Raw genomic sequence first — 26,431 nt, 5'->3', positions numbered from 1 at the left:
CTAGTAGAATTCCTCTAATGGATTTTTAATATATCCACTTGCTTTCAATAATTCATACGGATGCTGTTTTTTCTCTAGCGCTCTCTTTCTAAGCGCCAACAATGGTAATACATTGGTATTTTGAGGTTTCGGTTTGCTTTTTTGTCCCTTCTTTTGCTGATTTAATGCTAATGCAGCTTGAAGGGCATCAATTTTAAATACGTTATAATCAGTATCAAGTGGATTCTTTTCAACAATTTGTTTAACCAGCTTTTTAATATCTGTCTCTTTTAAACTATCAAATATCCCCAGAGAGACTAGCTCAACTACTAAACCTTCAATGGTATCGTTCCTTTTAAATTCAATCGTATTTTGTCTTTCTTTAAATGCTTCTTGAATTCGCCCTGTTAACTCCATATCTCGTTTATGATTTAACATGACATCATCTAAGTTAATCATGATGTCCTCATACTTCATCATGTCATGCAGGTTATTCGTGCGTACTGCTTTTATCATTGGCTGAATCATCTGCATATCCTTTTTAGCTGTTTGTTTTAAAGTTCTTGCGGTAATAAGTTCATTGGGATTATTTTCATCAAACAGGGCTCTTTCTTGCGCTAGTATGAATAAATTCACGGCTACCGCTGTAATCCCTTGGCATTCCTCGTAAAATGACTTTTTAACATCTTCTGTTAGCTCAGAACGGCTTTTCAAACATTGCAATTCCCACAGCGTTTCTAAAAAGAATTGCCATTCCTCACTATCTTCTGCCATGCGATCCCATATAATTGCCCCATCACTCGCAGCTCGTCTAGCTTGACGGAAATTCCCCTTAAATAATTTTTGCGCTTTAGAAGTGCCGATTAGAACGGTTGGGATACCAACTGTATTTGATAAGGTTACAAAGAAATTCAACATTTCCTCTTGGTCATTTTTCGCATGTAGTAAATGTTGGATTTCATCAATAACTAGTACGCCAATGCCGTACATACTTGCTAATGACGTCATGTGTAACAACATGGTGGATGTCACTCTATTTAAATATCCGAACTTTTCGAGATAGCGTGTGCCTAATAAATCATCAATTGCCTTAAAGAAGCTTTTGCATAACGTTGACAAGCTGCCGTCATATGGACAGTCAATTTTGAGCCATACAATTTGAGTGCGGTTAAATGGATGACCGTTATATTCTTCATGCTTAATAACTTGAGGATACATGAGTAATAACCGTTCAATGGCTGTTGTTTTTCCAATGCCCGAAATTCCGATGATTGATAAACTATCGGCTGTTGAACGAATATAATTCAAACGTTCATCTATTATTTGTATCGATTGTTCTTCCTCATCTCGAAGTTCATTCAGTACACGAATTCTTTCAAAATATGTGTTATCTAAAGGGTTTCTGGCTAAATAACCTCGGCGAATTAGAGTAGACAGCCTACGCTCAACTTCAAAGTGGATAGGTAAAGGCTGAATAAAAGTTTTAACTCTTTTCAAAATATGATAGCGAATGTTAACTTCTAGAGCCTTATCTTGGCTTGTGATACGTGGCGCAACCATGAAACGGTCTAATACATCATCTTCTGAAAAAATCGAAGGAAGAGCTTCAATGAATGGATTTTGGTCGTACTCTGACAAAGGCTGCTCTTTATATTGTGCTTTCTCGAACTCGCCCTTTAAAACAACAATGTCTTCATTCTTTTTCAAACTCCTCATCTCTTTTCTTTCTCAATTTTTCCATCAGACGAGCATTACTTGATTTGATCGTTGGTTCTTGTAATTTTTCTTTCGTTTTAAAATCTATAATATGTGCTGGTTCAGATACATGCTTTGTAGTTAAATCGAATTTTTCTTCTTCACGATTTATCTGTTTTTCGACTTGCCTATTTACTCGAATATTCTTCAACTTTTCAGATTTATTAATATCCTTTTGTTCTACCTTTTTCTTCTCTCTATTTGCCTTTTTCACAATTTGCTCGATGGCAACATCTGTATTAATAGCATTTTCACGTTGCTCGGATACTTGCAAAGCTTTCTGCTCTTGTAACATTTCTTGATAAAACTCAATTTCTTCTAATATATCCCCTTTATACTGTTCACTAGTAGGTAGCAAATAACATGGATCGAAGTTTCTTCCGTCCGTATGAGGGATATAAATTTGATTCATATTTCTAGGATCATAGACAATTTCTATACTTGTATTTTTGTATTTTAGGTACCATTGCTCTGCAATCGCCTTATCCAAACCATAAAATAAGTTTTTAAATTTTAGCCCTGCTCTAGTTATGCGTGCGTTTCCTTTAGGTAATAAACTTATTCTGAAAACATTTGTATCGCTTATTGTTTGCAGGCGTCCCTTTTTATTCTCTATGCCCCAATTCCATAAATTAATCGGTGTAGCTGTCAATCCAGTAGCAATCATTCCTTTTTCTAACGGATATTTTTCAATTACTTTTTGATTGTGATGCAAGACGAGATGTATGATGATCTTAGTAAATTCATCTAAGTTAAGACTTGCATCTAAACGATAATCACGATCTCCCCTTTCACGATATTCCTTCTGAATTGCACCGGGTGTCTTACGTTTGATTTTTCCGTTAACCGTTCTAAATTGACGCTCCACAATGCCTTTCATATCTCCTCTATAAGCAGATGCATTTTCAATTTTGACATTCAAATTATTGATTAGATTTTCAACTGAATATCCTTCAAACTCTCCACGGTCTGCAATAATAATTTCAGGTAGATGCTTAGCTGGCCACTGCTCCTCTTCAATAGAAATACCAAATTGATTGCAGTATTCAACTTTGTCAGCAACCATATTATCAAGTGCCATCATTGCACCTATCCATGAAGGTCCTTCTAATCCAACATAGATTCCTGTCATCATACGTGAATAAACATCAATTACTGCATATACAATAGGGCGACCAATAATTAAATTACGGTCAAATGAGCTTACTAAATAAATATCGGCAATTGTTGCATCAATTTGAAAACGAGTACCTGGACCATCTGTTTCATTTGTAGAATTGCCTAATAAGGGGCGATGCTTTAGGTCGTATTCCTTTGAACTCTTTCTTAAAACAATATCTAGCTGTGGATCTTCATATTTCTTAAACCAATAATAAAATTGATGATATGTCGGGATTCTTGAGGCATCCCAAACTTTATATTTCACTTCGTCATTCTCTTTATATGAATCCGAATAAAACTCTCTTAATAGATGATCATAAGTTTCAGCTAATGTGATTTGATTTTTTTGTCGATAGTATTTCTTAATCACATACGCGAATTGTTTCTTTACTTCTTCTGAAATATTAACGCCTTGATTACCATCATCTGATAAATTGAATTTACGTGGTCTTCCAACTTTGGCTCCAGAAAGTTCCTTCTCTTTTCCTTTACCACCAGAATGCATATAGTCGGGAAGTAGAGCGTTTTTATTTAAACCACGTTGCCAAAAGCGAGTAAAGATGCGTTTAATTTTCAACTTACTTAAGTTAGTTTCAGTTGCTATTGCTACAAACACATCTTCTCGTGATTTCCTTTCTAATAATCGCTCTTTATAAACTTCCCAATGCTCAGATACAACCTGCCAGTCAGCATCCCTTTTTTCAATTTGCTTTGATGTTAAATCTTTGTCTGAATAGCTTTTAGAATATGGATCAGGAATTGGAAGTAATACTTCACCTTGGATTTCTGCCTCTAATGTAGCAGTCGCTATTCTCTTAGGCATTGCTGTATCACCATGCAACTCAACGAAATAGATGACTAACTCGTCCACTTCAATAATTCGAATGCGATTCTTCTCATCTTTGTTAACATATTGATAAACTTGATTATTAAAAATCATATCGCTCTCACCTTCTCTGAAAAGTCCTTCCTAATAGTCTTGATTGATATGATTTGATTCACATCTAACTTTTCTAAGAGATTTATATCAATTGTATTTTGCAAGAGAAAAGTGCAGAGATTTGCAAAGGTTTTTACAGAGTTTTGCCACCAAAGACTTTATTCAATTGACACGCGATAACGCATGGGTTAACCGGTAGCTTTCCCCGCTATAGGTTATGACATGGGCGTGGTGAATGAGTCGATCCACCAGGGCTGCAGTTAGCCTACTGTCAATGAAGATCCGATTCCATTGACTGAATTCCAGATTCGATGTGACAATCAAGCTCTTTTTCTCGTAGAACTCGGTAATTAGTTGAAACAAAATCTCTGCCCCTTCCTTGCTGAAGGGCACATACCCCATTTCATCTAAAATCAGGAGTTGGATATCATTGAATTTCTTACGAAACGTTCCCAGCTTTCCGTTCCGATGGGCTGTTTCCAGCTCTTCGACCAATTGAGCCACTCGATAAAACCTTACTTCATATCCCTTTTCACACGCTCTCCTGCCTAGTGCTGAAGCCAAATGAGTTTTTCCAGTGCCCGGTGCTCCGATGAGCACCAGATTCTGATGGTCCTTGATAAAGTCCAAATTCTTAAGCTGTTCTTTGGTCACCGTCTGCGGTAGTCGGATAGAAGATCCCCATTGGTAAGTTTCCAGCGATTTATTTTCTAAGAATCGGGCCTTTTTCAAGTTTCTTTCCACCTTGGCGAATTCGCGCATCTCAATTTCCTGGGTCAATACATTTGTTAAAAAAGCTTCAGGAGTAGAAAAGTCAACGTCTTCGAAGGAATCTGCCACATAAGCTAATCTTAGCTGTTTGCACAGGTTACGCAGGTTCTCTGTCATCTTCCACTCCTCCTTGGCGTCCTAGTTGGTCGTATTGATTCCAATTTACATCAAAAGGATGATCACCTTCACCTGATTGATCAGCCATCATATGTTTGTAGAAGTCTTCATTGATTTCTTCCAGCGAATATCGCGTCAGTAAGGTCAGAACCTGTTCAATCCGTTGCTTCCGTAAGTGGCTTGAAGGGATGCTCAAATATTCTTTCATTCTCCCTGGCAAGTATTGACGGTATCTGGAGTATTCCACAACCCTTGGTTTTAATCGCCATGCTTTGAAAATGTCTTGCCAAGGAAGCACCTTCCGCTTGTTCATATAAGGCCGAAGACCTTCGGCGATGATTTCCCCATCAGGAGTGACCACTTGATATTTGTCCCATGTTAAAACGAGGAACAGCTTGATATAATTTCTCCCCTTTGGAATATGTAAGTCATGGTCATCTATTTTGATTTCGTTATATGGATTCACTTTGATTGATTGTTCTTTTCGCACTGAATATCCTGGAGTATCAATACTCTTAAGCGTGTTTTTTTCTTCTTCCCAGAGCTCCCGTATCTCAATCTCTTTCCGGTAATGCTGCCGCTGCTGGTCTTCGATTGAAAACGCCAATAGCTTGTCCGAGAGGTCCTCCAACCCTGTAATAACGGGAGGGACACTAAAGAAGTTGTAGCGGATATAGCCCACCTTTTTCTCTACATGGCCTTTTTCATTTCCTTTTCTTACATTGCACACCTGAGTTTCAAATCCGTAGAACAGCTGAAACCGTAAAAACTCGTCGGTCAATTGCGCTTCTTCCGTTTTGCTCCGGGTCCTTTTGACAGCGGGCGTCAAGTTGTCAATCCGGATTTTCCGGGGGACACCGCCAACTTTATCAAATAGCTTCTTCAATCCTTCTAAAAAGCATTCCTGGTTCTCAGAAGGCAGCGGTTCATAAAAGGCGACATTGCTGAACGGGAACGACATGATGAGTAGGCGGATGTCTCGTCTTTTTCCTTCTTCTACGGCTTCCATTACACCAAAATCAACTTGTGCATCACCTACCGGGTGCTCCAGCCGTTCAGATCCTCGATCTTTGTCTTCGCTGTCATGTTGTACGCGCCATTCCTGGATAAAGTTACAACAGGTCCGGTAAGACCCCTTAAAATCATGCGCCTGCAATTCTTTGAAAAGCTGCAGGTTATTTCTCCTTAATTTCTGCTTTTCTTTCTCGTCTTCGAACAACCAATCTGAAACCATAGTTCCCCATTTTTCCTCGTACATCATTCCTTTACGTGGTTTGATAATTGATTCGTAGAGTACATCTTCATCCGCGTATTTCTTGGCAGTTCGCCAATTGATACCGAGCGTCGTAGCGATTTTGTCTATGCTCAGACCTTTTTCATTTCGTAAGTGTTTGATACAATTGATATCGGACATTGTTAGCATTCCTTCCTAACCTCCACCTGTTTTGAGTTCGCACTTTAACAGTAGAGGTTGACTTGGGTGGCTAGCAAGTCCTTTTTTATTTGCATGAGAATCTCATGCAGAACTCTGTACAAATTCGCTGCAAAGTTCTGTACTTCTATTTTGCACTACACATCAATAATTTTATTAATAATCAAATGTCTAAAAATACTTAGCCCACTTCCCGAAATTAAGTCAAAATCACGTTCAAATAGGTGGGATATTTTTCGAATTGAGTCCGTATTCCTCATCATTCTTGCAATATATTCGATAACCAAATCTTCAAATTGAGTTTCTGTGATTAGCTCAAATCCTTCAATATTATGTAAATCTTGATATGCATGAACATAGCTAATATTCAGTGCCATCGTTTGGTTTATTTCTTCTTCTGTTACAATTCCCCAATCAATGTCATGTCGCTCCCAAAAGACGCGTTCTATTTCAAACTTCTTAAGTACACGCTCATCCATTAAATCACTCTTACTTTTTACAGTACGAGCATAATCTTTCCGCATTCTTTTGTCTTGAAAAGTAACTACAAAGTCTGTTGTCATAACGATAGGTTCATTCGTTTTGGGATTCCTTGGATGAGTGATACCTAGTTCTTCAGCGATTAACAAGGTTTCTTCAAGTGGTAGGAGAGGATACTGTTCACGAATATCTACTACATAATCGGAAAATTCCAATAAATAAAAGTAGTTTCGTTCCATATCTGATAAAAATTCATACTGTCTCGGTATCGTGATCCCTTTCAGACGAGTTGATCTGCCAGAGGAAGAGACATCTTGAATTTTAAGCCAAGGTTTATAATCCAAACCAATTCCCACACCCCTGCCATCCTTTAGATTCTTATCAACAGAGTTGGTTCTACTACGTTTTGCCAAATAATTCACCTCCTAAAATATCAGAAAAATAAAAAATGACCTCTTAGAGACATAATATCCCAAGAGGTCATTCTTATCAATCTTTTTTATAAATTATCGAACTTTTTTACAAATTATCAAACTTTATTTTAAAGTTACACTTCCACTAAAGGGGCATCCATCATCTATTCAACGGTCACACTCTTCGCCAAGTTCCGCGGTTTATCCACATCGCAATCACGATGTAACGCCGCATAATAAGCAATCAACTGTGTCGGTACTACGGATACGAGAGGGGTGAAGTACGGGTGTACTTCGGGTACTACGTAACGGTCTTCGTCTGTGTCGAGTCCTTTCATCGAGATGATGCAAGGGTTTGCGCCACGGGCGACGACTTCTTTGACGTTGCCTCGGATGCTTAGGTTCACTTTTTCTTGGGTCGCTATCGCAATCACTGGTGTGCCGTCTTCGATCAAGGCAATTGTGCCGTGCTTCAATTCCCCACCAGCAAATCCTTCTGCCTGGATGTAAGAGATCTCCTTCAGCTTCAAAGCACCTTCTAGACCTACGTAATTATCTACTGCGCGGCCGATAAAGAATGCGTTGCGAGTTGTCGACAAGTATTCTCGGGCAATAGCCTCAAATTCTTCTTTGTCATCACAAAGGGCTTCAATTGCATTTGCGACGATTCCGAGTTCTTGCGCAAGGTCAAAGCTTTGATTGTAGCCACGTTTTTCTGCTGTCACGTTAGCCAAAATTGCAAGAACCGCGATTTGTGCTGTGTACGCTTTTGTTGAGGCTACCGCGATTTCAGGGCCAGCGTGCAGAAGCAAAGTATAGTCCGCTTCACGTGAAAGGGTTGAGCCAGCTACGTTTGTAATCGTCAGCGCTTTGTGGCCCTTTTCTTTCACTTGGACGAGGCAGGCGCGGCTGTCTGCTGTTTCTCCACTTTGTGAGATGAAGATAAACAGTGGCTTTTCGCTTAGTAGTGGCATGTTGTAGTTGAATTCACTCGCTACGTGTACCTCTACTGGCTTTTTCGCCATGTTTTCAATCAATTGCTTGCCGACAAGTCCCGCATGGTAACTCGTTCCGCATGCCACAATGTACAAACGGTCTGCAGCGTCGATCGCGTTCACGATGTCGTTATCAATCGTGAGCGTACCAGCATCGTTTTGGTAAGCTTGCATAATTTTGCGCATCACAAGCGGTTGCTCATCGATTTCTTTCAGCATATAGTGTGCATATGTGCCTTTTTCGATGTCACTTGCATCGATTTCTGCTGTGTACGGAGCACGTTCTACTGTCTCTCCGTTAAGCGTTTGGATCGTGACGTTTTCTTTCGTTACGATGACGATTTCTTTATCCATTAACTCAACGTATTGATCTGTCACTTGTAGCATCGCCATCGCGTCACTTGCGACGACGTTGAAGTCTTCGCCAAGTCCGACAAGCAATGGGCTTTTATTTTTCGCTACAAAGATGGTTTCGTCGTTTTCTTTATCAAGAAGCGCTAATGCGTAAGATCCTTCTAGCTTTTTCAACATGCTACGGAACGCTGTTTCCACGTCTTGGCCTTCGTTTACGTATTTCTCGATTAACTGCACGATGACTTCTGTATCTGTTTCGCTGACAAAATTCACACCTTGCAATGCTTCACGCTTAATAATGTCATAGTTTTCAATGACTCCGTTATGAACAAGGGTGAAACGACCTGATGTGCTTTGATGCGGGTGGGCGTTCTCTTGAGAAGGAACACCGTGTGTCGCCCAGCGAGTATGGCCAATTCCAGTGTTTGCTGTGACGCTGCTATCCACAGCAGCACGCAAATCAGCGATACGACCTTTTTCTTTAAATACAGAGATCTCGTTGCCAGTTTGTACAGCGATCCCAGCAGAATCATAGCCGCGGTACTCGAGTTTTTCTAAGCCTTTTAAAAGGATCTCTTTTGCATCAACGTTTCCAATATATCCGACAATTCCACACATAATCGTTTTTCCTCCCTGGATGAGGGGGCAAACGAGCCGTGTTTGGGGGCTTCGTTTCCCCCCTCTCGTATGGCGCATTTCTCCTTTTTTGTACACCGAGTCGCCTCGTGTGTTTTATAAGAAGAATAAATAGCTGTGCGGTCAGCTAGGAGGCACCCGCCGAATTACTCGATAACCTCCACCTCGTCAACTACTCGCCTACGCGGTAGTCCTGGCGCTTTTTAAAAATTTGTTAACTTCGATCCTCACTTTCTATATTTGAATGACAACGCTAATCATACTAGAAAACAACTTTTCCCGTCAATCAAAATTTCCCGTGTCACAAATCAGTCAACTCTGTGTGACACCTTTGCAAAGAAAACAAGAGGAGTTTAGCCTAGTTGGTCTTATCAACTCCCCTCGTACCATTACAGTATGCAAATTGGAGAGAAAAAGTGTGCTTGCGATTGAAAGACAAACTTTACTTAGTAATTATTGACACATCTCGATGATTTTTCTTTCAGTGTTTCTGGGTGACTGCGGTGTGTCGGGTCCTTCCGCTCGCTCTTGATCCATTTGCCTTTCCACATAACAAACAGTAATACAACAGCTCTAGCAGCAATGTCTACACCAATTGCTATCCAGACGCCTAAAATACCCCACTCCATCTGAACAGCTAACACGTACACTAATACAGTTCGAATTGCCCACATGCCAACAGCCGTTAAGTACATCGGAAACTTGGTATTATTGGCCCCTTGGAAAGCGCCAGTTAGCACAAGGAGAACGGCAAGGAAAGGTTGAAACACGGCAGATGTTTTCAAAGCAGTGCCAATTTCGCCAATGACGACAGGATCTTCAGAGAAAAAGGATCCGACCCATTCACCAAGTACAAATAGAAGGATAGCGGTGAACGACATGCCGATGATGGTAATGACTGTACAAATTTTTGCATACGTTTTCGCTTCTTGTATGTTGCCGGCGCCAATTTGTCTACCGACCAAGATCGTTGCAGCTGTCGCAAATCCATAACCAATCATGTAGGAAAAGATCTCAATGTTTCCAGCGATTTGATGGGCGGCGAAAGTGTTGGTCCCTAATGCAACAACGAAACCAAAATAAAGTACTTGTCCAATTCTCATAACAAGTCTTTCTCCAGCCGCAGGTGAGCCTAGCTGTAACAATTCTTTTTGGTGTCCCCAGTCAATTCGCCAAAAATCTTTTCGAAATGCAATCGTGTCGTTTCTCCCTATGTACCTAAACATAAGAAGTGAGCCGACAATCCGTGCGACGACTGTAGCTAGCGCTGCTCCGACGATTCCGAGAGACGGGATAAACAAAAAACCAAAAATCAAAATGTAGTCTAAACCAGCATTGATGACATTAATGATAATACTTACTTTCATCGGGGAATTGGTATCGCCCGCTCCTCTTAGGATACTTCCTAATACAAACATGAGTGCCATAAACACGGAAGGAATGGCGACGATTCGAAAATAGACAACGCCCACTTCGAGCACCTCTTCCTCGATTCCCATCAATCTCAGTAAAGGTTCAGCGAAAAACAAGGTCACAATACCACTTAAAATACCCAGTAAAATCGCTAACAAAATTCCTTGTTGTGAAATATGGCGAGCACGCTCTACTTTGCCTGCCCCTAGAGAATTCGAGATCATCACATTTACCGCTACACCCACCGCCATAAATAGGGCAAAGTAGATCGCCAGTAGCGCATTCGTGACACCGACAGCCGTTACTTCAACTAGGCCTATTTTTGAGACAAAGTACGTGTCTACGAATCCTAAAATGGTTTGGAAAAAGTTCTCTGCTACTGCCGGGAGTGCCAATACAAGAGCAATTTTCACCTTATCACGCATTGGGTTGGCAGTGGATGGAATTGCTTCTTCTGATTTCATCGGATCACCTTTACGTTTAGACTTCTGTTTTATGCCTTAGACAAAAGCCCAGCATTTCGTCCGATTACGAAATACCGAGCTCTTGTTGGATTGCTTCTTTGTTTTGTTCAAATCCAATGTACACGGTTGGTTTTTTGAATCGACCGAGGAGGGACGCTTCTTTAAATACAAAGCACGGCACAACCTTTGTCCCAGAAATCTGCTTCATCTCCTGTTCTTTTGCTGGATCGTTGCTTACATCAATTCCTTCATACTCAACTGCATGTTGGGAAAGAAACTCCTTCCCTGCCTGGCAGTCTGTTCAGGTTGGCCGCGTGTATAAAGTCAAATTCTTCATCAGGACATCACCTCTCCTTTCGATTATCCCTTCTCTATACTCTTTTTATTGGTTCCCTAAAAGCACAACTTCATGCGGGCGTTTCATACCGTCCATCACGTTGCTTCCTTCTCCTTAACATAGATCACGTAAGCAAAAACGTGTATTTCACCGTCTATCTTGAATTCTGCCCACAGTTTGTATGGTCCTGCAGTGTCAAATGAGGTAGCAAACTTCGTCTCGTTGTCTGACAGTGGGTGTACATGAATAAACGTTTCGGCAGCTTCATCTAAGATGACAACATGTCCGCGTGCCCCTAAGTACGGTTCTGGCTTTCCACCCGTTAATTCAAAGGCAAATACAGTCTCATCTCCTTTAATAGGATCTTCATACTGGGCAGTGGCTGTCACTTTACCAGATATCACGGTTTTACTTTCAGTTGGCCGTAAGTTGGCTTTGCGCGGTTCCTTAGCATTCCCTACCACAATTTCATGAGGGGAAATGTGATACACCCCTTCAGCAGGAGAAATATCCACGAAGGCTTTGTAGTGACCCTCTTGTAGAAATAATTTTGATGTATATGAGCCATCCCCTTGCTCAATTGGATGTACGTGATAGTACTCCTCTAAATCTTCACTCACGATGATGAGATGCATTTGTTTACTATGATTCGACTGTAGTGTCGGTGAATCCCCGTTTTCATTAGTGACATGGATAATGACGTTACCTTGTTCGTACAAGACATGGGAAGTGACTGTCGCTACTCCAGTTCCACTATGATGATGGTGACGATGTTCGCTTTGATCGTGTTGTTGCATTGTAGTAGCCTCCTTTTTCTCAGATCATCTGTTTAGTAAAGTACCCTTATGGGTTCGCTAAAAAACCTAAACAAAAAAACCAGCAAAAACTGGTTTTTACGATTTCGTGAAGCGTTCGAATACACCTAGAAGTTCTTCGATTGCAGGATCACCCTCACCCGATTGAATGGCATCTGTTACGCAATGTTTTGCGTGGTCTTCTAATAAATTGAGACTCACTTTTTTCATCGCGGCATTTATAGCAGAAATTTGTACGAGCACGTCTACACAGTATCGATCGTCTTCAATCATCTTTTGAATCCCACGTACTTGGCCTTCGATTCGCTTTAAACGATTGATGAGCTTGGATTTATCCCTTTTTGTGTGGTAACCAATTTGTCGTTCCCTATCCACCACTGATTTCCCCTTCCGCTACTGCAGTATACGCGGGGTTCGACCATATGACCTCATACCTCCGCATCTTGTGTTGTCATTTTTGTCAAGATTATTCCTTGACAGTCAATTCACCAACCATACCACGTTCTTTATGACCCGGAATGGTGCACCGGAACGAAAAGGTCCCGCTCTCTTTTGCCCTTAGTGTGATCTCATTCGTCTCTCCTGGTTTGGCATGCACATGCGGAATATCGTTCATTTCGTCGTGTTGATGTTGAGCCGTTGAGCTATTCATTTGTTCCCATTCACCTGCTGCAAGTTCGAGATCATGTTCTTCACTTCCCATGTTCATTAAGGAAAGTGTAAACATTTCTCCTTTTTGTACAGTAATTTCGTTAGGTGTAAAAGAATACTCGGATGTGTGGAGACGAATCGTACGTGATTCAGCCGTTTCTGCGTTTGCAGTCCATTCAATCGTGACAAAGAAAACAGCAAAAAGAAGCACGAGCGTAATCGGATGGGAAAGTGTGCGTTTTAGTGTTGACTTTGTCTCTGGGTGATTATCGAGCATGAGACGATTCACTAATAAAATAATGGCTAACAGAAGCACGAGGTAAACTTTCAACATCGCTTGCTCGTACGTTGGATCCAACATATTCCCGGTCATTCCACCCATCGTTCCCCCCATCACACCAGCCAACACACCTTCTGTTACCACAAGAAGGGACTGATCATGAAAAAGAATAATGGCGAATCCAAATCCAAACAATAGTGCAGTCACAATAACGACAGCGAAGTTATCTATCATTGCACCCATATATAAACCCCAAAATAAACTAACACCCATGGTCACTGCCATCGCTAACATCATCGTTACCATCGTTTTGGTTTGGATTCTTTTCCTATATGCCCACACCACCACGAGCGCAAAAGTAGTAATCATTATTGACACAATAAAAAAGCCATCCACCCATGCAAACATAAGTTGTCCTCCTACTCTGTTTTTATGAGTGTATGTCGGCTACCGAGAACATAGTCCAAGTATTACAGACCCGGATGTGTCACCATCATCATTTGTTCGTTCATGCACTTGAAACCTCATCAAAAAACGCCCCTCGGCATTCCGAGGGACGTCCTCCATCTATTCTTCTAAGCCCATTTCTGCCTTTACAACATCGACAATACGACCTACGTAGGTATCACATGCTTCTTGCGTTGGTGCTTCTGCCATGACGCGGACGAGTGGCTCAGTTCCAGATGGACGCACTAGCACGCGACCATTACCGTTCATTTCTTGCTCTACTGCATCAATGACTACCTTTACCTTCTCATTGTCTGTTACACCATGCTTATCCGTCACTCTTACGTTCACGAGCGTTTGCGGGAACTTTCGGCACGGAGCCACGAGTTCTGACAATGGCTTTTCTGTAAGCTTCATAATGTTGACGAGCTGTAGGCCGACAACAAGCCATCCCCCGTCGTATTGTGCTCCAAGAAGATAATATGCCCAGACTGTTCGCCACCTAAGCTATAACCGCCTTTTTTCATTTCCTCAACAACATAGCGGTCTCCTACCTTGTCTTCACGCTCGTAATGCCTTCTGCTTCCAACGCTTTATAGAACCCGAGATTACTCATCACTGTCGAAACAACCGTTTGTTGCTTCAAGCGCATTTCTTCTTTCAAATGCTTCGCACAAACATACATGATTTGGTCCCCATCGACAATGTTGCCCTTTTCATCAATAGCGATTAAACGGTCCCCATCACCATCAAAGGCAAGCCCGATATCGGCACCTTTTTCTTTTACCAGTTCAGCGAGCACTTCTGGGTGGGTAGATCCGACGCCCTCGTTAATGTTCGTTCCATCCGGTGACGTACCCATCGTCGTGAGGTCAGCGTCCAAGTCTGCAAACAAATGTGTTGCTAACGAAGAGGTGGCCCCGTGTGCACAATCAAGTGCGATGTGTAAGCCGGTAAAGTCTTCATCCACTGTTTGCTTCAAAAACTGCAAATACTTTTGCCCACCTTCAAAGTAGTCATTCACTTGTCCAAGCCCGGCTCCAGTTGGACGAGGCAGCGTATCTTCCTCTGCATCTAAGAGCGCCTCAACTTCTACTTCCTGTTCGTCAGATAGCTTAAAGCCGTCTGGGCCAAAAAACTTAATCCCATTGTCTGCAACAGGGTTGTGTGATGCTGAAATCATGACCCCTGCATGGGCACCGACTGCTTTCGTTAAATACGCCACACCTGGAGTGGAGATCACTCCAAGGCGCATCACTTCGGCTCCAACAGATAACAATCCTGCCACAAGGGCGCCTTCTAACATGTGACCAGAAATTCGCGTATCTCGCCCAATCAGCACTTTCGGTCGATCGTGGTCTTTCGTTAAGACATACCCACCAAATCTACCAAGGCGGAAGGCGAGCTCTGGCGTAAGTTCGCTATTAGCAACCCCACGCACCCCGTCTGTTCGAAATACTTACCCATCAAAAATCGCTCCTTTTCTCTCTCCCTAGCTTTCTGTCGATTCTGTTTCTTCAATAGTGATGATGGCGGTGGGTTCTGCTAATTCCCACTCAACATTTCTATTCCTTCTATTTGTAATTCCACTTCATGCTCGCCAGCGTCTAGCTGGCTTACGTCAATGAAAACGGCAATATCCTCTTCTTCGAGCGCATTCACGACATCTTGTTCCCCGCGAATCACTAAATTCGTCGCCCCTTCCTCAGGTGAGACAAACAATATTTGTTCGTTTTCCTGGAGTCCTCGGGCGCTCACCTCTACATCCTCTAACGTACGTTCTGCATCCTGTTCCGCATCCACAACGACGACGATTTCCTCAGGATCTGCCCCAAGTACTCCTTCAGGTAACTCAATAGGCACGGTGAGCTCAGTTCCGCCCTCTATTGTGGATATATCAAGTGGAACCTCTACACTTTCGATCTTGTCCAACACTTCCTGTGGACCGAACAAGGTAATCTCGTCCACTTCTGACGTAACCGAATTGATCGTTACATTCTCTTGCACTGATCCTGCCTGCACTAACGAGATGTCAACTGTTTTTTCAATCCGTTCAACAGGAATCGTAACATTCACGATTTCAGGTTCGACGAGGACGTCCAACTTGTTTAAGTTCGCATCCAACACACTTACCGTTGCTTCCCGCTGCACGGTTTCATCCACAGGGCTGTTTGAATTAACACTAGCCACCACAAACTCAATTTGATCAATGACATTTTTAGCACCTGTTACTTGTACAGTGGGCTCAGAAATCTCAGGTTCTCCCGCTCGATAACCTTCTTCAATCATCGAACGATTAAATTCAGCTCTTACAGTGAACTCTTCTGTGACGCGCTCCTGTACATCCACATCCGCGTAAGCAGGACTCTTTGTAACAGAAAGCTTCTCTGAAATGTCTCGCACCTGGATTTCTACTCGCTGCGCTCCAATTTCCGCAGTAGATAAATCAATAAACACTTCAAAATCCTTAACTGCCGTGTAGATTGTACGATATTCGCAGGGCCCGATACAGTGACATCAATTGTTTCAGGCACTCCGGATACATACAAATTTTCCGTATCGTAATACACATTTACCGGTACATCTTCAATGATTTCCGTACGACTATCTGCAGCCCCAGAATCCCGAACCGTCATGGCTTGCTCATCAAAGTTAACCGATGCATACAATAAACCCGCGAGCAGAAGGGACACGACTTTCATAAACCATTTTGTGTTCATTAGTTTATCCATTTTCGCGTTTCCCCCTAAAACTCCATAGAGAAGAAGACGACTGCCTCGACTTGCCACCTATTAACAATTCACGTGTCAAGTGTTCGCGCAAATCATCCAGCGACTGCTCACGGTGTAACTCCCCATTCTTTGTAATTGAAATGCCACCCGTCTCCTCTGACACAATAAGCGTCAAGGCGTCAGTCACTTCACTTATTCCAACAGCGGCCCGGTGACGCGTCCCCAACTCTTTCGGTATTCTTGCACTTTCTGATAAAGGCAAATAACAAGCTGCTGCTGCAATGGATTCCTTCTGTATAATCAATGCCCCATCATGCAAAGGCGTGTTGGGCACAAAGATGTTAATCAACAATTCAGAGGAGATTTTTGACTTGATGGGGATACCTGTTTCAATATAATCACCCATCCCTGTTTCTCGCTCAAAGGAGATCAAGGCCCCGATACGGCGTTTTGCCATATAAGAAGTCGCCTTAACGATTGACTCGACCATCTTCCCTCTCTCTTCTTCTTCCTGCGCACTGCTACGAGAGAAAAATCGCCCACGCCCTAGTTGCTCTAGTGCACGTCTTAACTCAGGTTGAAAAATGATAATAATTGCCAGAATCCCCAAGTGAGTACTTGCTCCATAATTGCACTCAACGTATTGAAACCGAGCACACTACTTAAACTGCGGACGATGACGATCACAAAGATCCCTTTCAACAATTGCACCGCTTTTGTACCTTTAATGACCATAATTAATTTGTAAAATACGTACCAGACTAACAAAATATCTGCAATGTTCACCACGTAATCAAGCAAGGTGAAGTCATCTAAAAATCCAGTAATGGCATGTGCTTTCCTCCATGCTCTAAAAAGATGATTCATAGCGTAAAATTCCGTACGCTGCGAAACATAAAAGGCTACTTAAAATAAAAAAGTTATGTGACACTATCTGCTCGCAAAGTCTGTGCGCAAATAACCCCTTCATTATATCATAAGCTTGTTACTGATTCTGCTAGGAAAGAGCAGAAGGCTTTCGCGCGCTCTCCAAAAAGGAACCTTATACTTGCAAAGGATCCCTCTATGTTCCCGTATCTTCTCCAGTAAAAAATGAAGACACATTAAAAGCTGTCTTCTTTATATGGTACCAAAGCCAGCTGAACACTTGGTCGATCTCTTCAATCTCCCCAGTCACATCTCCAGCGGATGCTAAATACCTCTCTCCGTTAATGATCGTCACATCACCATCAACTTGACCTTCAATGCGAATTTCTCCGTTTTTGACTACGATATCACCAGAGACAACCTCTCCCTCTGGCACCACCACCACGTCCCTTCAACGATCACATTGTCGTAGTTGGTAAAGGAAAACTCGTTAGTGTCTCCAAAGGAACCGACCAAGCTCGTTACCATAAGCAACAGAAAAACAGAGGCTGCCGTTAACATTGGGTGATAACGGAACCACCTTCTCGCCCGAGTCGTCTTCTTCTCTTTTGGCAAACGTGCGAAAACCCCTGCTGTAAATCCCTCAGGAGCTTGAACCGACGGAGTAGACTGAATGAAGGAAATTGTTCTTTCTAATTCCCGAAAATGCGCCCGACATGCCGCGCAGGAAGAAAGGTACTCTTGCAACACGGTTTCCTTCTCAGCATCGAGATCTCCATCTAAATAATCATGTATATAGTCAATGATTTCCTTAGGACATTCGTTCATGGCGAATTCACCCTCCACCTATACAGTACGTAATTGCTTTCTGAGTGCTTCCCGCCCCCGATGGATGCGAGTTTTCACTGTACCTAAAGGTAACTCAAGCATCTCACTAATCTCTTGAAGAGAACACTCTTTTAAATATTTTAAAATAATAACAGCGCGGTATTTCTCCGGCAAATTGACAATCTCTTTATGAATGAGCTGTTGCATTTCACTTCGTTCAATCACTTCTTCTGGCTTTTCCACATTTGCAGCTACTTGGGAGTACATCGTTAACCCTTCAGTTCCAGATACCTCGGCATCGAGATAAGCATCTGGTTTCCTCTTACGAATCCAGTCGATACAAAGGTTTGTAGCAATTCGATACAACCACGTGGAAAACTTCTTATTTGTATGGAACGTATGAATGTTTACATAGGCCCTTACAAAGGCCTCTTGAGCCAGATCTTCCGCTTCATGACGATTGCCGAGCATACGAAAACACAAATGGTATACAGAGTCTTTGTACAATTCAACGATCTCACCAAACGCATCCTGGTCTCCCTTCATTACTTGTTTAATCCTTTGTTTGACGAACGCATCCATTCTTTAACCTCCGCTCTAGCGGCTATTAGTGTGTACGAATTCGCACAGAGTAAGTTTCACTTTTTTCTTTTAAAAATTCACTACCGTCTATATTAACAAAAAAAGGTTCATCTGGGATTACTAATTTTTATCTAATACATAAACTCTCTGGAAGTTGCACTTATTCACACAAAGAAAAACGCACCCCCAACTACTAGGAAGTGCGCCAATCAAGAGATTATAACAACTTTTCACCAAACAAAGATCCCATTAACGCCACCGCGACAGCAGCCGTTTTGTTTCTCTCATCAAGAATCGGATTCACTTCCACAAACTCTGCCGACGTTAACAAGTTGGATTCCTCCAACATTTCCATCGCTAAATGGCTTTCACGGTAGCTAATGCCCCCATTTACCGGCGTCCCCACACCGGGTGCATCCAATGGATCAAGTCCGTCTAAATCTAAGGAAAGGTGTACCCCATCCACGTTTCGGTTTCGTAAGTACTGAATTGCATCATTCATCACAGCCGTCATACCAAGACGATCGATCTCGTGCATCGTATACACTTGAATACCACGTTCTTTAATCAGCTGCTTCTCCCCGTCATCTAAAGAACGTGCCCCGATGATCACAATATTCTCCGCATGTATTTTAGGACCATTACCGCCAATGGAAGTCAATAATTCGTGTCCAAGGCCAATACTCACCGCGAGAGGCATCCCATGTATGTTACCAGAAGGACTTGTCTCTTCAGAATTTAGATCACCATGTGCATCATACCAGATGACCCCCAGCTGCTTATAATGCTTTGAGACCCCAGCCAGTGAACCAATCGCGATGCTATGATCACCACCGAGCACAAGAGGAAAATCCCCTTTCGCCACAATACGATCCACCTCCTCTGCAAGACGACTATTCCCATCAGCAACCGCCTGCAAGTTACGTAAATTGGTCTCTGCAGAGGATTGCTGCTCCGCCCGTGAAATATGAATATCTCCCATATCTGTAATCGTATGACCCAAGTCTTGCAATCGCTCCATCACACCCGCATAGCGAATCGCACTCGGACCCATATCGACCCCACGTCTCATCTGGCCTAAATCCATAGGTACGCCTATAATAGAAATATTTCGTCGTTCCACAATAAAAACTCCTCTCTCGCATTCTCTTTAGTCTTTCCGAATAGAATGGTTTCTCTCTCCCCCTATTGTATCCGCTCTCAAAACATTGGTTCAACTGGACACATTCATGAATGAATATACGAAAGAAAACACAAAAAAAACCCTAAACGAGAAGTTTACGGTAAAAGACGAAATGATAGAGCCTAGCGGGATCGAACACTAACCTCCTGCGTGCAAAGCAGGTACTCTCCCAGCTGAGCTAAGGTCCCTTTTATTCAAAAAAGGAACAGCAACTGAGCTATTCGATCACGTCAACAAGTTATGTAAAGTAAAAATGGCTGGGCTAGCTGGATTCGAACCAACGCATGACGGAATCAAAATCCGTTGCCTTACCGCTTGGCTATAGCCCAACAACCTTATAATAATAAACGAATAACAATAGAGATACATTGCTAGTTAAAAGTACTATACAGTAGCAATGGTGGAGGGGGGCAGATTCGAACTGCCGAACCCGAAGGAGCGGATTTACAGTCCGCCGCGTTTAGCCACTTCGCTACCCCTCCGTTAATAAATATCAGAAATCTGATTTCAAAAAATGAACATGGTGCCGGCAAGAGGACTTGAACCCCCAACCTACTGATTACAAGTCAGTTGCTCTACCAGTTGAGCTACACCGGCGCTATACATGTCGAAGTGGTGGAGGATGACGGGATCGAACCGCCGACCCCCTGCTTGTAAGGCAGGTGCTCTCCCAGCTGAGCTAATCCTCCGACGTACAGAATGTGATTGTGCATGTACTCGCTCACAGAACATGAGTGGCTATGTGTTATACCATCGACTGCGCCGTACTTATTAGAGCTTCCTTACTAGGATGTCACATGTCTTCCTTTAAACAAGGTAGCATACATCTATGCAAGATGGTGACCCGTACGGGAATCGAACCCGTGTTACCGCCGTGAAAGGGCGGTGTCTTAACCGCTTGACCAACGGGCCCGCTTGTTAAAAATAGAAAGCTTCCAACCGGGCTCGAACCGGTGACCTCTTCCTTACCATGGAAGCACTCTACCTGCTGAGCTATGGAAGCATGGCTCCGCAGGTAGGACTCGAACCTACGACCGATCGGTTAACAGCCGATAGCTCTACCACTGAGCTACTGCGGAATAAAGATTAAGAGGTGTATCCCCCGTATGAGCTACGAGGGAAACGTTTTAAATTGATGGCGCGTTCTTAACATGCCTTCCGCCGAGTTGGCTGTCCCCCACTTTCTAACTATGAATTGATACGGGAGACTCACCTTATTTCTTGCATTCGCTTGGCAGCGTCCTACTCTCACAGGGGGACAGCCCCCAATTACCATCGGCGCTGAAGAGCTTAACTTCCGTGTTCGGGATGGGTACGGGTGTAGCCTCTTCGCCATCACTACCAAACCGGCTGCGGCTTCCGATAAGCGGCGCATCTCTGCGTCAGCTTGCTTCTCGAAACCCTCGCCCTGCATATTACAAGGTGGTGAAGGTACTTTCTTCAATATGTTTAGACATACTGAAGGTTCTATTCCTTCAAAACTAGATCATACGGTTTGCGACTACCGAGTTTAAATCGTTAGAGAAGTCCTCGATCGATTAGTATCTGTCAGCTCCACACGTCACCGTGCTTCCACCTCAGACCTATCTACCTGGTCATCTTCCAGGGATCTTACTTGCTAGGCAATGGGAAATCTCATCTTGAGGGGGGCTTCATGCTTAGATGCTTTCAGCACTTATCCCGTCCGCACGTAGCTACCCAGCGATGCCTTTGGCAAGACAACTGGTACACCAGCGGTGCGTCCATCCCGGTCCTCTCGTACTAAGGACAGCTCCTCTCAAATTTCCTACGCCCACGACGGATAGGGACCGAACTGTCTCACGACGTTCTGAACCCAGCTCGCGTACCGCTTTAATGGGCGAACAGCCCAACCCTTGGGACCGACTACAGCCCCAGGATGCGATGAGCCGACATCGAGGTGCCAAACCTCCCCGTCGATGTGGACTCTTGGGGGAGATAAGCCTGTTATCCCCGGGGTAGCTTTTATCCGTTGAGCGATGGCCCTTCCATGCGGAACCACCGGATCACTAAGCCCGTCTTTCGACCCTGCTCGACTTGTAGGTCTCGCAGTCAAGCTCCCTTGTGCCTTTACACTCTACGAATGATTTCCAACCATTCTGAGGGAACCTTTGGGCGCCTCCGTTACTCTTTAGGAGGCGACCGCCCCAGTCAAACTGCCCACCTGACACTGTCTCCCGCCCCGATGAGGGGCGTGGGTTAGAAGTTCAATACAGCCAGGGTAGTATCCCACCGACGCCTCCACGTAAGCTAGCGCTCACGTTTCATAGGCTCCTACCTATCCTGTACAAGCTGTACCAAAATTCAATATCAGGCTACAGTAAAGCTCCACGGGGTCTTTCCGTCCTGTCGCGGGTAACCTGCATCTTCACAGGTACTATAATTTCACCGAGTCTCTCGTTGAGACAGTGCCCAGATCGTTGCGCCTTTCGTGCGGGTCGGAACTTACCCGACAAGGAATTTCGCTACCTTAGGACCGTTATAGTTACGGCCGCCGTTTACTGGGGCTTCGATTCAAAGCTTCGCGTAAGCTAACCTCTCCTCTTAACCTTCCAGCACCGGGCAGGCGTCAGCCCCTATACTTCGCCTTACGGCTTCGCAGAGACCTGTGTTTTTGCTAAACAGTCGCCTGGGCCTATTCACTGCGGCTCCTCCGGGCTATTCACCCAGAAGAGCACCCCTTCTCCCGAAGTTACGGGGTCATTTTGCCGAGTTCCTTAACGAGAGTTCTCTCGATCACCTTAGGATTCTCTCCTCGCCTACCTGTGTCGGTTTGCGGTACGGGCACCTGCTTCCTCGCTAGAGGCTTTTCTTGGCAGTGTGAAATCAGGAACTTCGGTACTTTATTTCCCTCGCCATCATCGCTCAGCCTTCGTGAAGGGCGGATTTGCCTACCCTTCAGCCTTACGATTTGGACGCGCATCCAATAGCGCGCTTACCCTATCCTCCTGCGTCCCCCCATTGCTCAAACGGAAGTGAGGTGGTACAGGAATTTCAACCTGTTGTCCATCGCCTACGCCTTTCGGCCTCGGCTTAGGTCCCGACTTACCCTGAGCGGACGAGCCTTCCTCAGGAAACCTTAGGCATTCGGTGGAAGGGATTCTCACCCTTCTTTCGCTACTCATACCGGCATTCTCACTTCTAAGCGCTCCACAAGTCCTTACGATCTTGCTTCTCAGCCCTTAGAACGCTCTCCTACCATTCCTTACGGAATCCGCAGCTTCGGTGATACGTTTAGCCCCGATACATTTTCGGCGCAGAGTCACTCGACCAGTGAGCTATTACGCACTCTTTCAATGGTGGCTGCTTCTAAGCCAACATCCTGGTTGTCTAAGCAACTCCACATCCTTTTCCACTTAACGTATACTTTGGGACCTTAGCTGGCGGTCTGGGCTGTTTCCCTCTTGACTACGGATCTTATCACTCGCAGTCTGACTCCCAAGAAACAAGTCATTGGCATTCGGAGTTTGTCTGAATTCGGTAACCCGATGAGGGCCCCTAGTCCAAACAGTGCTCTACCTCCAAGACTCTCTTACTTGAGGCTAGCCCTAAAGCTATTTCGGAGAGAACCAGCTATCTCCAGGTTCGATTGGCATTTCACCCCTACCCACACCTCATCCCCGCACTTTTCAACGTGCGTGGGTTCGGGCCTCCAGTAAGTGTTACCTTACCTTCACCCTGGACATGGGTAGATCACCTGGTTTCGGGTCTACGACCTCATACTCATTCGCCCTATTCAGACTCGCTTTCGCTGCGGCTCCACTTTATCAGCTTAACCTTGCATGAAATCGTAACTCGCCGGTTCATTCTACAAAAGGCACGCCATCACCCTTTAACGGGCTCTGACTACTTGTAAGCACACGGTTTCAGGATCTTTTTCACTCCCCGCCAGGGGTGCTTTTCACCTTTCCCTCACGGTACTGGTTCACTATCGGTTACTAGGGAGTATTTAGCCTTGGGAGATGGTCCTCCCGGATTCCGACGAGATTTCTCGTGTCTCGCCGTACTCAGGATCCACTCTGGAGGGAACAGGATTTTAACTACAGGGTTGTTACCTTCTTTGACGGACCTTTCCAGATCGCTTCGTCTACCCTGTTCCTTTGTAACTCCGTATAGAGTGTCCTACAACCCCAAGAGGCAAGCCTCTTGGTTTGGGCTGTTCCCGTTTCGCTCGCCGCTACTCAGGGAATCGCATTTGCTTTCTCTTCCTCCGGGTACTAAGATGTTTCAGTTCCCCGGGTCTGCCTTTCTTACCCTATGTATTCAGGTAAGAATACTACCCCATTACGGGCAGTGGGTTTCCCCATTCGGAAATCTCCGGATCAAAGCTTACTTACAGCTCCCCGAAGCATATCGGTGTTCGTCCCGTCCTTCATCGGCTCCTAGTACCAAGGCATTCACCGTGCGCCCTTACTAACTTCTCTTAAAAATAAGTTGGCTTTGCGTTGCCTGCGAATATGGCAACACCAACTGTTTGGTGATTGAACTACGACTCGGTGTTCTTTCTTTTCACAAAAAGAATTGTCGTTTGCGTATGATCTAGTTTTCAAGGAACATGTTTTGAAGGATTGTCCCTTCAAAACTGAACACAAGTTCGCTGCTAGCGTCGTTTTGTATCGTCACCTAAGTGACGAGTTTTCCTTAGAAAGGAGGTGATCCAGCCGCACCTTCCGATACGGCTACCTTGTTACGACTTCACCCCAATCATCTGTCCCACCTTCGGCGGCTGGCCCCAAAAGGTTACCTCACCGACTTCGGGTGTTACAAACTCTCGTGGTGTGACGGGCGGTGTGTACAAGGCCCGGGAACGTATTCACCGCGGCATGCTGATCCGCGATTACTAGCGATTCCGGCTTCATGTAGGCGAGTTGCAGCCTACAATCCGAACTGAGAGTGGATTTGTGGGATTGGCTCAGCCTCGCGGCTTTGCGACCCTTTGTTCCACCCATTGTAGCACGTGTGTAGCCCAGGTCATAAGGGGCATGATGATTTGACGTCATCCCCACCTTCCTCCGGTTTGTCACCGGCAGTCACCTTAGAGTGCCCAACTGAATGCTGGCAACTAAGATCAAGGGTTGCGCTCGTTGCGGGACTTAACCCAACATCTCACGACACGAGCTGACGACAACCATGCACCACCTGTCACTCTGTCCCCCGAAGGGGAACCCTCTATCTCTAGAGGTAGCAGAGGATGTCAAGACCTGGTAAGGTTCTTCGCGTTGCTTCGAATTAAACCACATGCTCCACCGCTTGTGCGGGCCCCCGTCAATTCTTTTGAGTTTCAGCCTTGCGGCCGTACTCCCCAGGCGGAGTGCTTAATGCGTTTGCTGCAGCACTAAAGGGCGGAAACCCTCTAACACTTAGCACTCATCGTTTACGGCGTGGACTACCAGGGTATCTAATCCTGTTCGCTCCCCACGCTTTCGCGCCTCAGCGTCAGTTACAGACCAGAGAGCCGCCTTCGCCACTGGTGTTCCTCCACATATCTACGCATTTCACCGCTACACGTGGAATTCCGCTCTCCTCTTCTGCACTCAAGTCCTCCAGTTTCCAATGACCCTCCACGGTTGAGCCGTGGGCTTTCACATCAGACTTAAAGGACCGCCTGCGCGCGCTTTACGCCCAATAATTCCGGACAACGCTTGCCACCTACGTATTACCGCGGCTGCTGGCACGTAGTTAGCCGTGGCTTTCTGGTAAGGTACCGTCAAGGTACCGCCCTATTCGAACGGTACTTGTTCTTCCCTTACAACAGAGCTTTACGATCCGAAAACCTTCTTCACTCACGCGGCGTTGCTCCGTCAGACTTTCGTCCATTGCGGAAGATTCCCTACTGCTGCCTCCCGTAGGAGTCTGGGCCGTGTCTCAGTCCCAGTGTGGCCGATCACCCTCTCAGGTCGGCTACGCATCGTTGCCTTGGTGAGCCACTACCTCACCAACTAGCTAATGCGCCGCGGGTCCATCTGTAAGTGATAGCCGAAGCCACCTTTTACCTTCAGATCATGCGATCCGAAGGGTCATCCGGTATTAGCCCCGGTTTCCCGGAGTTATCCCAGTCTTACAGGCAGGTTACCCACGTGTTACTCACCCGTCCGCCGCTAACTTTAGGGAGCAAGCTCCCTAAAGTCCGCTCGACTTGCATGTATTAGGCACGCCGCCAGCGTTCGTCCTGAGCCAAGATCAAACTCTCCATAAAAAGAGCAAGCTCTTAACTGTCTTACTTTAAAATCAACGACGACCGTATCCATTTGGATTTGGTCTTACTAGCAGGTTTGTGTTCAGTTTTCAAAGAACAATTTCGCTCATTTCTCTCAAAAGCGACTTTTATAGAATAGCATTTCTATAAATGAATGTCAACAAGTTTTTTTGGTGGAGCCTAGCGGGATCGAACCGCTGACCTCCTGCGTGCAAAGCAGGCGCTCTCCCAGCTGAGCTAAGGCCCCTATTTAAGTGGTCGGGAAGACAGGATTTGAACCTGCGACCCCTTGGTCCCAAACCAAGTGCTCTACCAAGCTGAGCTACTCCCCGTTTTTTAATAAATCTGTTGCGAATCTTCGAGCACACGGATGTGCAAGTGCTGACGTTTTGACAGGATGGCGCGCCCGAGAGGAGTCGAACCCCTAACCTCCTGATCCGTAGTCAGACGCTCTATCCAATTGAGCTACGGGCGCAATCTATTTATTATTTATGGTACCGAGGGTCGGACTCGAACCGACACGGTGGGAACCCACCCCAGGATTTTAAGTCCTGTGCGTCTACCTATTCCGCCACCCCGGCGTTA

At 44.7% G+C, this 26,431-nt stretch carries 16 protein-coding genes, 11 tRNA genes, 3 rRNA genes and 3 pseudogenes; all 33 read right to left on the bottom strand.

From position 1 onward, the window contains the following. The 33 genes and pseudogenes from HHK01_RS01080 to HHK01_RS00925 all read right to left on the bottom strand — a co-directional run bounded on the left by HHK01_RS01080 (position 1) and on the right by HHK01_RS00925 (position 26,427). Positions 1-1,695 carry an ATP-binding protein gene (locus HHK01_RS01080; protein ID WP_170006015.1) on the bottom strand — a complete coding sequence of 565 codons (1,695 nt, stop codon included), beginning with the start codon at positions 1,693-1,695 and terminating at the stop codon, positions 1-3. Next, positions 1,673-3,835 carry a Mu transposase C-terminal domain-containing protein gene (locus HHK01_RS01075; protein ID WP_170006014.1) on the bottom strand — a complete coding sequence of 721 codons (2,163 nt, stop codon included), beginning with the start codon at positions 3,833-3,835 and terminating at the stop codon, positions 1,673-1,675. Before HHK01_RS01075 ends, HHK01_RS01080 begins: the two co-directional genes overlap by 23 nt. A 162-nt stretch (positions 3,836-3,997) precedes the next feature. Further along, positions 3,998-4,723 (bottom strand): IS21-like element helper ATPase IstB, encoded by a 726-nt coding sequence (istB, locus tag HHK01_RS01070; RefSeq protein ID WP_170006013.1) that lies wholly within the window; start codon positions 4,721-4,723, stop codon positions 3,998-4,000. After that, the gene (gene istA / locus HHK01_RS01065) at positions 4,704-6,146 is read right to left on the bottom strand and encodes an IS21 family transposase (RefSeq protein ID WP_170006012.1); all 1,443 of its coding nucleotides are present in this window, start codon (positions 6,144-6,146) and stop codon (positions 4,704-4,706) included. The genes istB and istA overlap by 20 nt, the downstream gene beginning before the upstream one ends. Positions 6,147-6,292: 146 nt before the next feature. Beyond that, on the bottom strand, positions 6,293-7,048 hold the full coding sequence (locus HHK01_RS01060; RefSeq protein ID WP_170006011.1) for a TnsA endonuclease N-terminal domain-containing protein: 756 nt from the start codon (positions 7,046-7,048) through the stop codon (positions 6,293-6,295). A gap of 164 nt (positions 7,049-7,212) precedes the next feature. Continuing rightward, complete coding sequence (glmS, locus tag HHK01_RS01055) at positions 7,213-9,015, bottom strand: glutamine--fructose-6-phosphate transaminase (isomerizing) (protein ID WP_170006010.1); 1,803 nt, start codon at positions 9,013-9,015, stop codon at positions 7,213-7,215. Between the two features lie 464 nt (positions 9,016-9,479). Continuing rightward, complete coding sequence (locus HHK01_RS01050; RefSeq protein ID WP_170006009.1) at positions 9,480-10,910, bottom strand: MATE family efflux transporter; 1,431 nt, start codon at positions 10,908-10,910, stop codon at positions 9,480-9,482. Between the two features lie 64 nt (positions 10,911-10,974). Then, positions 10,975-11,196 (bottom strand): annotated as a pseudogene (locus HHK01_RS01045) (glutaredoxin family protein); the annotation flags it as partial. Between the two features lie 146 nt (positions 11,197-11,342). Next, on the bottom strand, positions 11,343-12,044 hold the full coding sequence (locus HHK01_RS01040) for a hypothetical protein (RefSeq protein WP_170006008.1): 702 nt from the start codon (positions 12,042-12,044) through the stop codon (positions 11,343-11,345). Between the two features lie 96 nt (positions 12,045-12,140). Continuing rightward, positions 12,141-12,440 carry a metal-sensing transcriptional repressor gene (locus HHK01_RS01035; RefSeq protein WP_170006007.1) on the bottom strand — a complete coding sequence of 100 codons (300 nt, stop codon included), beginning with the start codon at positions 12,438-12,440 and terminating at the stop codon, positions 12,141-12,143. A gap of 88 nt (positions 12,441-12,528) precedes the next feature. Further along, positions 12,529-13,401: a cupredoxin domain-containing protein gene (locus tag HHK01_RS01030; RefSeq protein WP_170006006.1), complete on the bottom strand. Its 873-nt coding sequence runs from the start codon at positions 13,399-13,401 to the stop codon at positions 12,529-12,531. 159 nt (positions 13,402-13,560) lie between these two features. Beyond that, positions 13,561-14,907 (bottom strand): annotated as a pseudogene (glmM, locus tag HHK01_RS01025) (phosphoglucosamine mutase). 78 nt (positions 14,908-14,985) lie between these two features. After that, complete coding sequence (locus HHK01_RS01020; protein ID WP_170006005.1) at positions 14,986-15,897, bottom strand: CdaR family protein; 912 nt, start codon at positions 15,895-15,897, stop codon at positions 14,986-14,988. After that, positions 15,852-16,172 carry a CdaR family protein gene (locus tag HHK01_RS01015; RefSeq protein WP_170006004.1) on the bottom strand — a complete coding sequence of 107 codons (321 nt, stop codon included), beginning with the start codon at positions 16,170-16,172 and terminating at the stop codon, positions 15,852-15,854. Before HHK01_RS01015 ends, HHK01_RS01020 begins: the two co-directional genes overlap by 46 nt. After that, a pseudogene (gene cdaA, locus HHK01_RS01010) lies at positions 16,165-17,039 on the bottom strand (diadenylate cyclase CdaA). The gene HHK01_RS01015 and the pseudogene cdaA overlap by 8 nt, the downstream one beginning before the upstream one ends. 196 nt (positions 17,040-17,235) lie before the next feature. Beyond that, entirely contained in the window at positions 17,236-17,475 is a 240-nt protein-coding gene (locus tag HHK01_RS15810; protein WP_322619377.1) for a bactofilin family protein, read from the bottom strand. Further along, a complete protein-coding gene (locus HHK01_RS01005) occupies positions 17,439-17,867 on the bottom strand; it encodes an anti-sigma factor family protein (RefSeq protein WP_322619376.1) in 429 nt (142 codons plus the stop codon). The genes HHK01_RS15810 and HHK01_RS01005 overlap by 37 nt, the downstream gene beginning before the upstream one ends. A gap of 18 nt (positions 17,868-17,885) precedes the next feature. Beyond that, positions 17,886-18,449: an RNA polymerase sigma factor SigW gene (gene sigW, locus HHK01_RS01000; RefSeq protein WP_170006003.1), complete on the bottom strand. Its 564-nt coding sequence runs from the start codon at positions 18,447-18,449 to the stop codon at positions 17,886-17,888. Between the two features lie 217 nt (positions 18,450-18,666). Then, on the bottom strand, positions 18,667-19,572 hold the full coding sequence (rocF, locus tag HHK01_RS00995; protein ID WP_170006002.1) for an arginase: 906 nt from the start codon (positions 19,570-19,572) through the stop codon (positions 18,667-18,669). A gap of 314 nt (positions 19,573-19,886) precedes the next feature. Beyond that, a tRNA-Gln gene (locus tag HHK01_RS00990) sits at positions 19,887-19,961 on the bottom strand. 69 nt (positions 19,962-20,030) lie between these two features. Then, a tRNA-Tyr gene (locus HHK01_RS00985) sits at positions 20,031-20,114 on the bottom strand. 39 nt (positions 20,115-20,153) lie between these two features. Next, positions 20,154-20,229: transfer RNA gene (locus HHK01_RS00980), tRNA-Thr, on the bottom strand. A 16-nt stretch (positions 20,230-20,245) separates the two neighbouring features. Continuing rightward, positions 20,246-20,321: transfer RNA gene (locus HHK01_RS00975), tRNA-Val, on the bottom strand. Positions 20,322-20,469: 148 nt separating this feature from the next. Beyond that, positions 20,470-20,544 (bottom strand) — tRNA-Glu (locus tag HHK01_RS00970). Positions 20,545-20,562: 18 nt separating this feature from the next. Further along, positions 20,563-20,635, bottom strand: a tRNA-Thr gene (locus tag HHK01_RS00965). 1 nt (position 20,636) lies between these two features. Next, a tRNA-Asn gene (locus HHK01_RS00960) sits at positions 20,637-20,711 on the bottom strand. A gap of 150 nt (positions 20,712-20,861) precedes the next feature. Further along, positions 20,862-20,978: ribosomal RNA gene (gene rrf / locus HHK01_RS00955) — 5S ribosomal RNA — on the bottom strand. A 172-nt stretch (positions 20,979-21,150) separates the two neighbouring features. After that, positions 21,151-24,074: ribosomal RNA gene (locus HHK01_RS00950) — 23S ribosomal RNA — on the bottom strand. A 221-nt stretch (positions 24,075-24,295) separates the two neighbouring features. After that, a 16S ribosomal RNA gene (locus tag HHK01_RS00945) occupies positions 24,296-25,846 on the bottom strand. Together the 16S, 23S and 5S rRNA genes with 11 tRNA genes alongside form the textbook arrangement of a ribosomal RNA operon. A 171-nt stretch (positions 25,847-26,017) precedes the next feature. Beyond that, positions 26,018-26,093 (bottom strand) — tRNA-Ala (locus tag HHK01_RS00940). Between the two features lie 8 nt (positions 26,094-26,101). Continuing rightward, positions 26,102-26,178: transfer RNA gene (locus HHK01_RS00935), tRNA-Pro, on the bottom strand. 66 nt (positions 26,179-26,244) lie between these two features. Continuing rightward, positions 26,245-26,321: transfer RNA gene (locus tag HHK01_RS00930), tRNA-Arg, on the bottom strand. Between the two features lie 17 nt (positions 26,322-26,338). After that, positions 26,339-26,427 (bottom strand) — tRNA-Leu (locus HHK01_RS00925). Between the last annotated feature and the right edge of the window lie 4 nt (positions 26,428-26,431).

The sequence above is a fragment of the Bacillus fonticola genome, from assembly GCF_012955605.1.
Taxonomy (GTDB): domain Bacteria; phylum Bacillota; class Bacilli; order Bacillales; family JC228; genus Bacillus_CG; species Bacillus_CG fonticola.
This window is presented reverse-complemented; position numbering and strand designations above follow the sequence as displayed.

Excerpts from the sequence above, each read along its gene's own strand:
- HHK01_RS01005 (WP_322619376.1), bottom strand. The coding sequence starts at position 17,867 with ATGAACGAATGTCCTAAGGAAATCATTGACTATATACATGATTATTTA.
- HHK01_RS01075 (WP_170006014.1), bottom strand. The coding sequence starts at position 3,835 with ATGATTTTTAATAATCAAGTTTATCAATATGTTAACAAAGATGAGAAG.
- HHK01_RS01015 (WP_170006004.1), bottom strand. The coding sequence starts at position 16,172 with ATGGATAAACTAATGAACACAAAATGGTTTATGAAAGTCGTGTCCCTT.
- glmS (WP_170006010.1), bottom strand. The coding sequence starts at position 9,015 with ATGTGTGGAATTGTCGGATATATTGGAAACGTTGATGCAAAAGAGATC.
- istB (WP_170006013.1), bottom strand. The coding sequence starts at position 4,723 with ATGACAGAGAACCTGCGTAACCTGTGCAAACAGCTAAGATTAGCTTAT.
- sigW (WP_170006003.1), bottom strand. The coding sequence starts at position 18,449 with ATGGATGCGTTCGTCAAACAAAGGATTAAACAAGTAATGAAGGGAGAC.
- istA (WP_170006012.1), bottom strand. The coding sequence starts at position 6,146 with ATGCTAACAATGTCCGATATCAATTGTATCAAACACTTACGAAATGAA.
- HHK01_RS01030 (WP_170006006.1), bottom strand. The coding sequence starts at position 13,401 with ATGTTTGCATGGGTGGATGGCTTTTTTATTGTGTCAATAATGATTACT.
- HHK01_RS01050 (WP_170006009.1), bottom strand. The coding sequence starts at position 10,910 with ATGAAATCAGAAGAAGCAATTCCATCCACTGCCAACCCAATGCGTGAT.
- HHK01_RS01040 (WP_170006008.1), bottom strand. The coding sequence starts at position 12,044 with ATGCAACAACACGATCAAAGCGAACATCGTCACCATCATCATAGTGGA.
- HHK01_RS01080 (WP_170006015.1), bottom strand. The coding sequence starts at position 1,695 with ATGAGGAGTTTGAAAAAGAATGAAGACATTGTTGTTTTAAAGGGCGAG.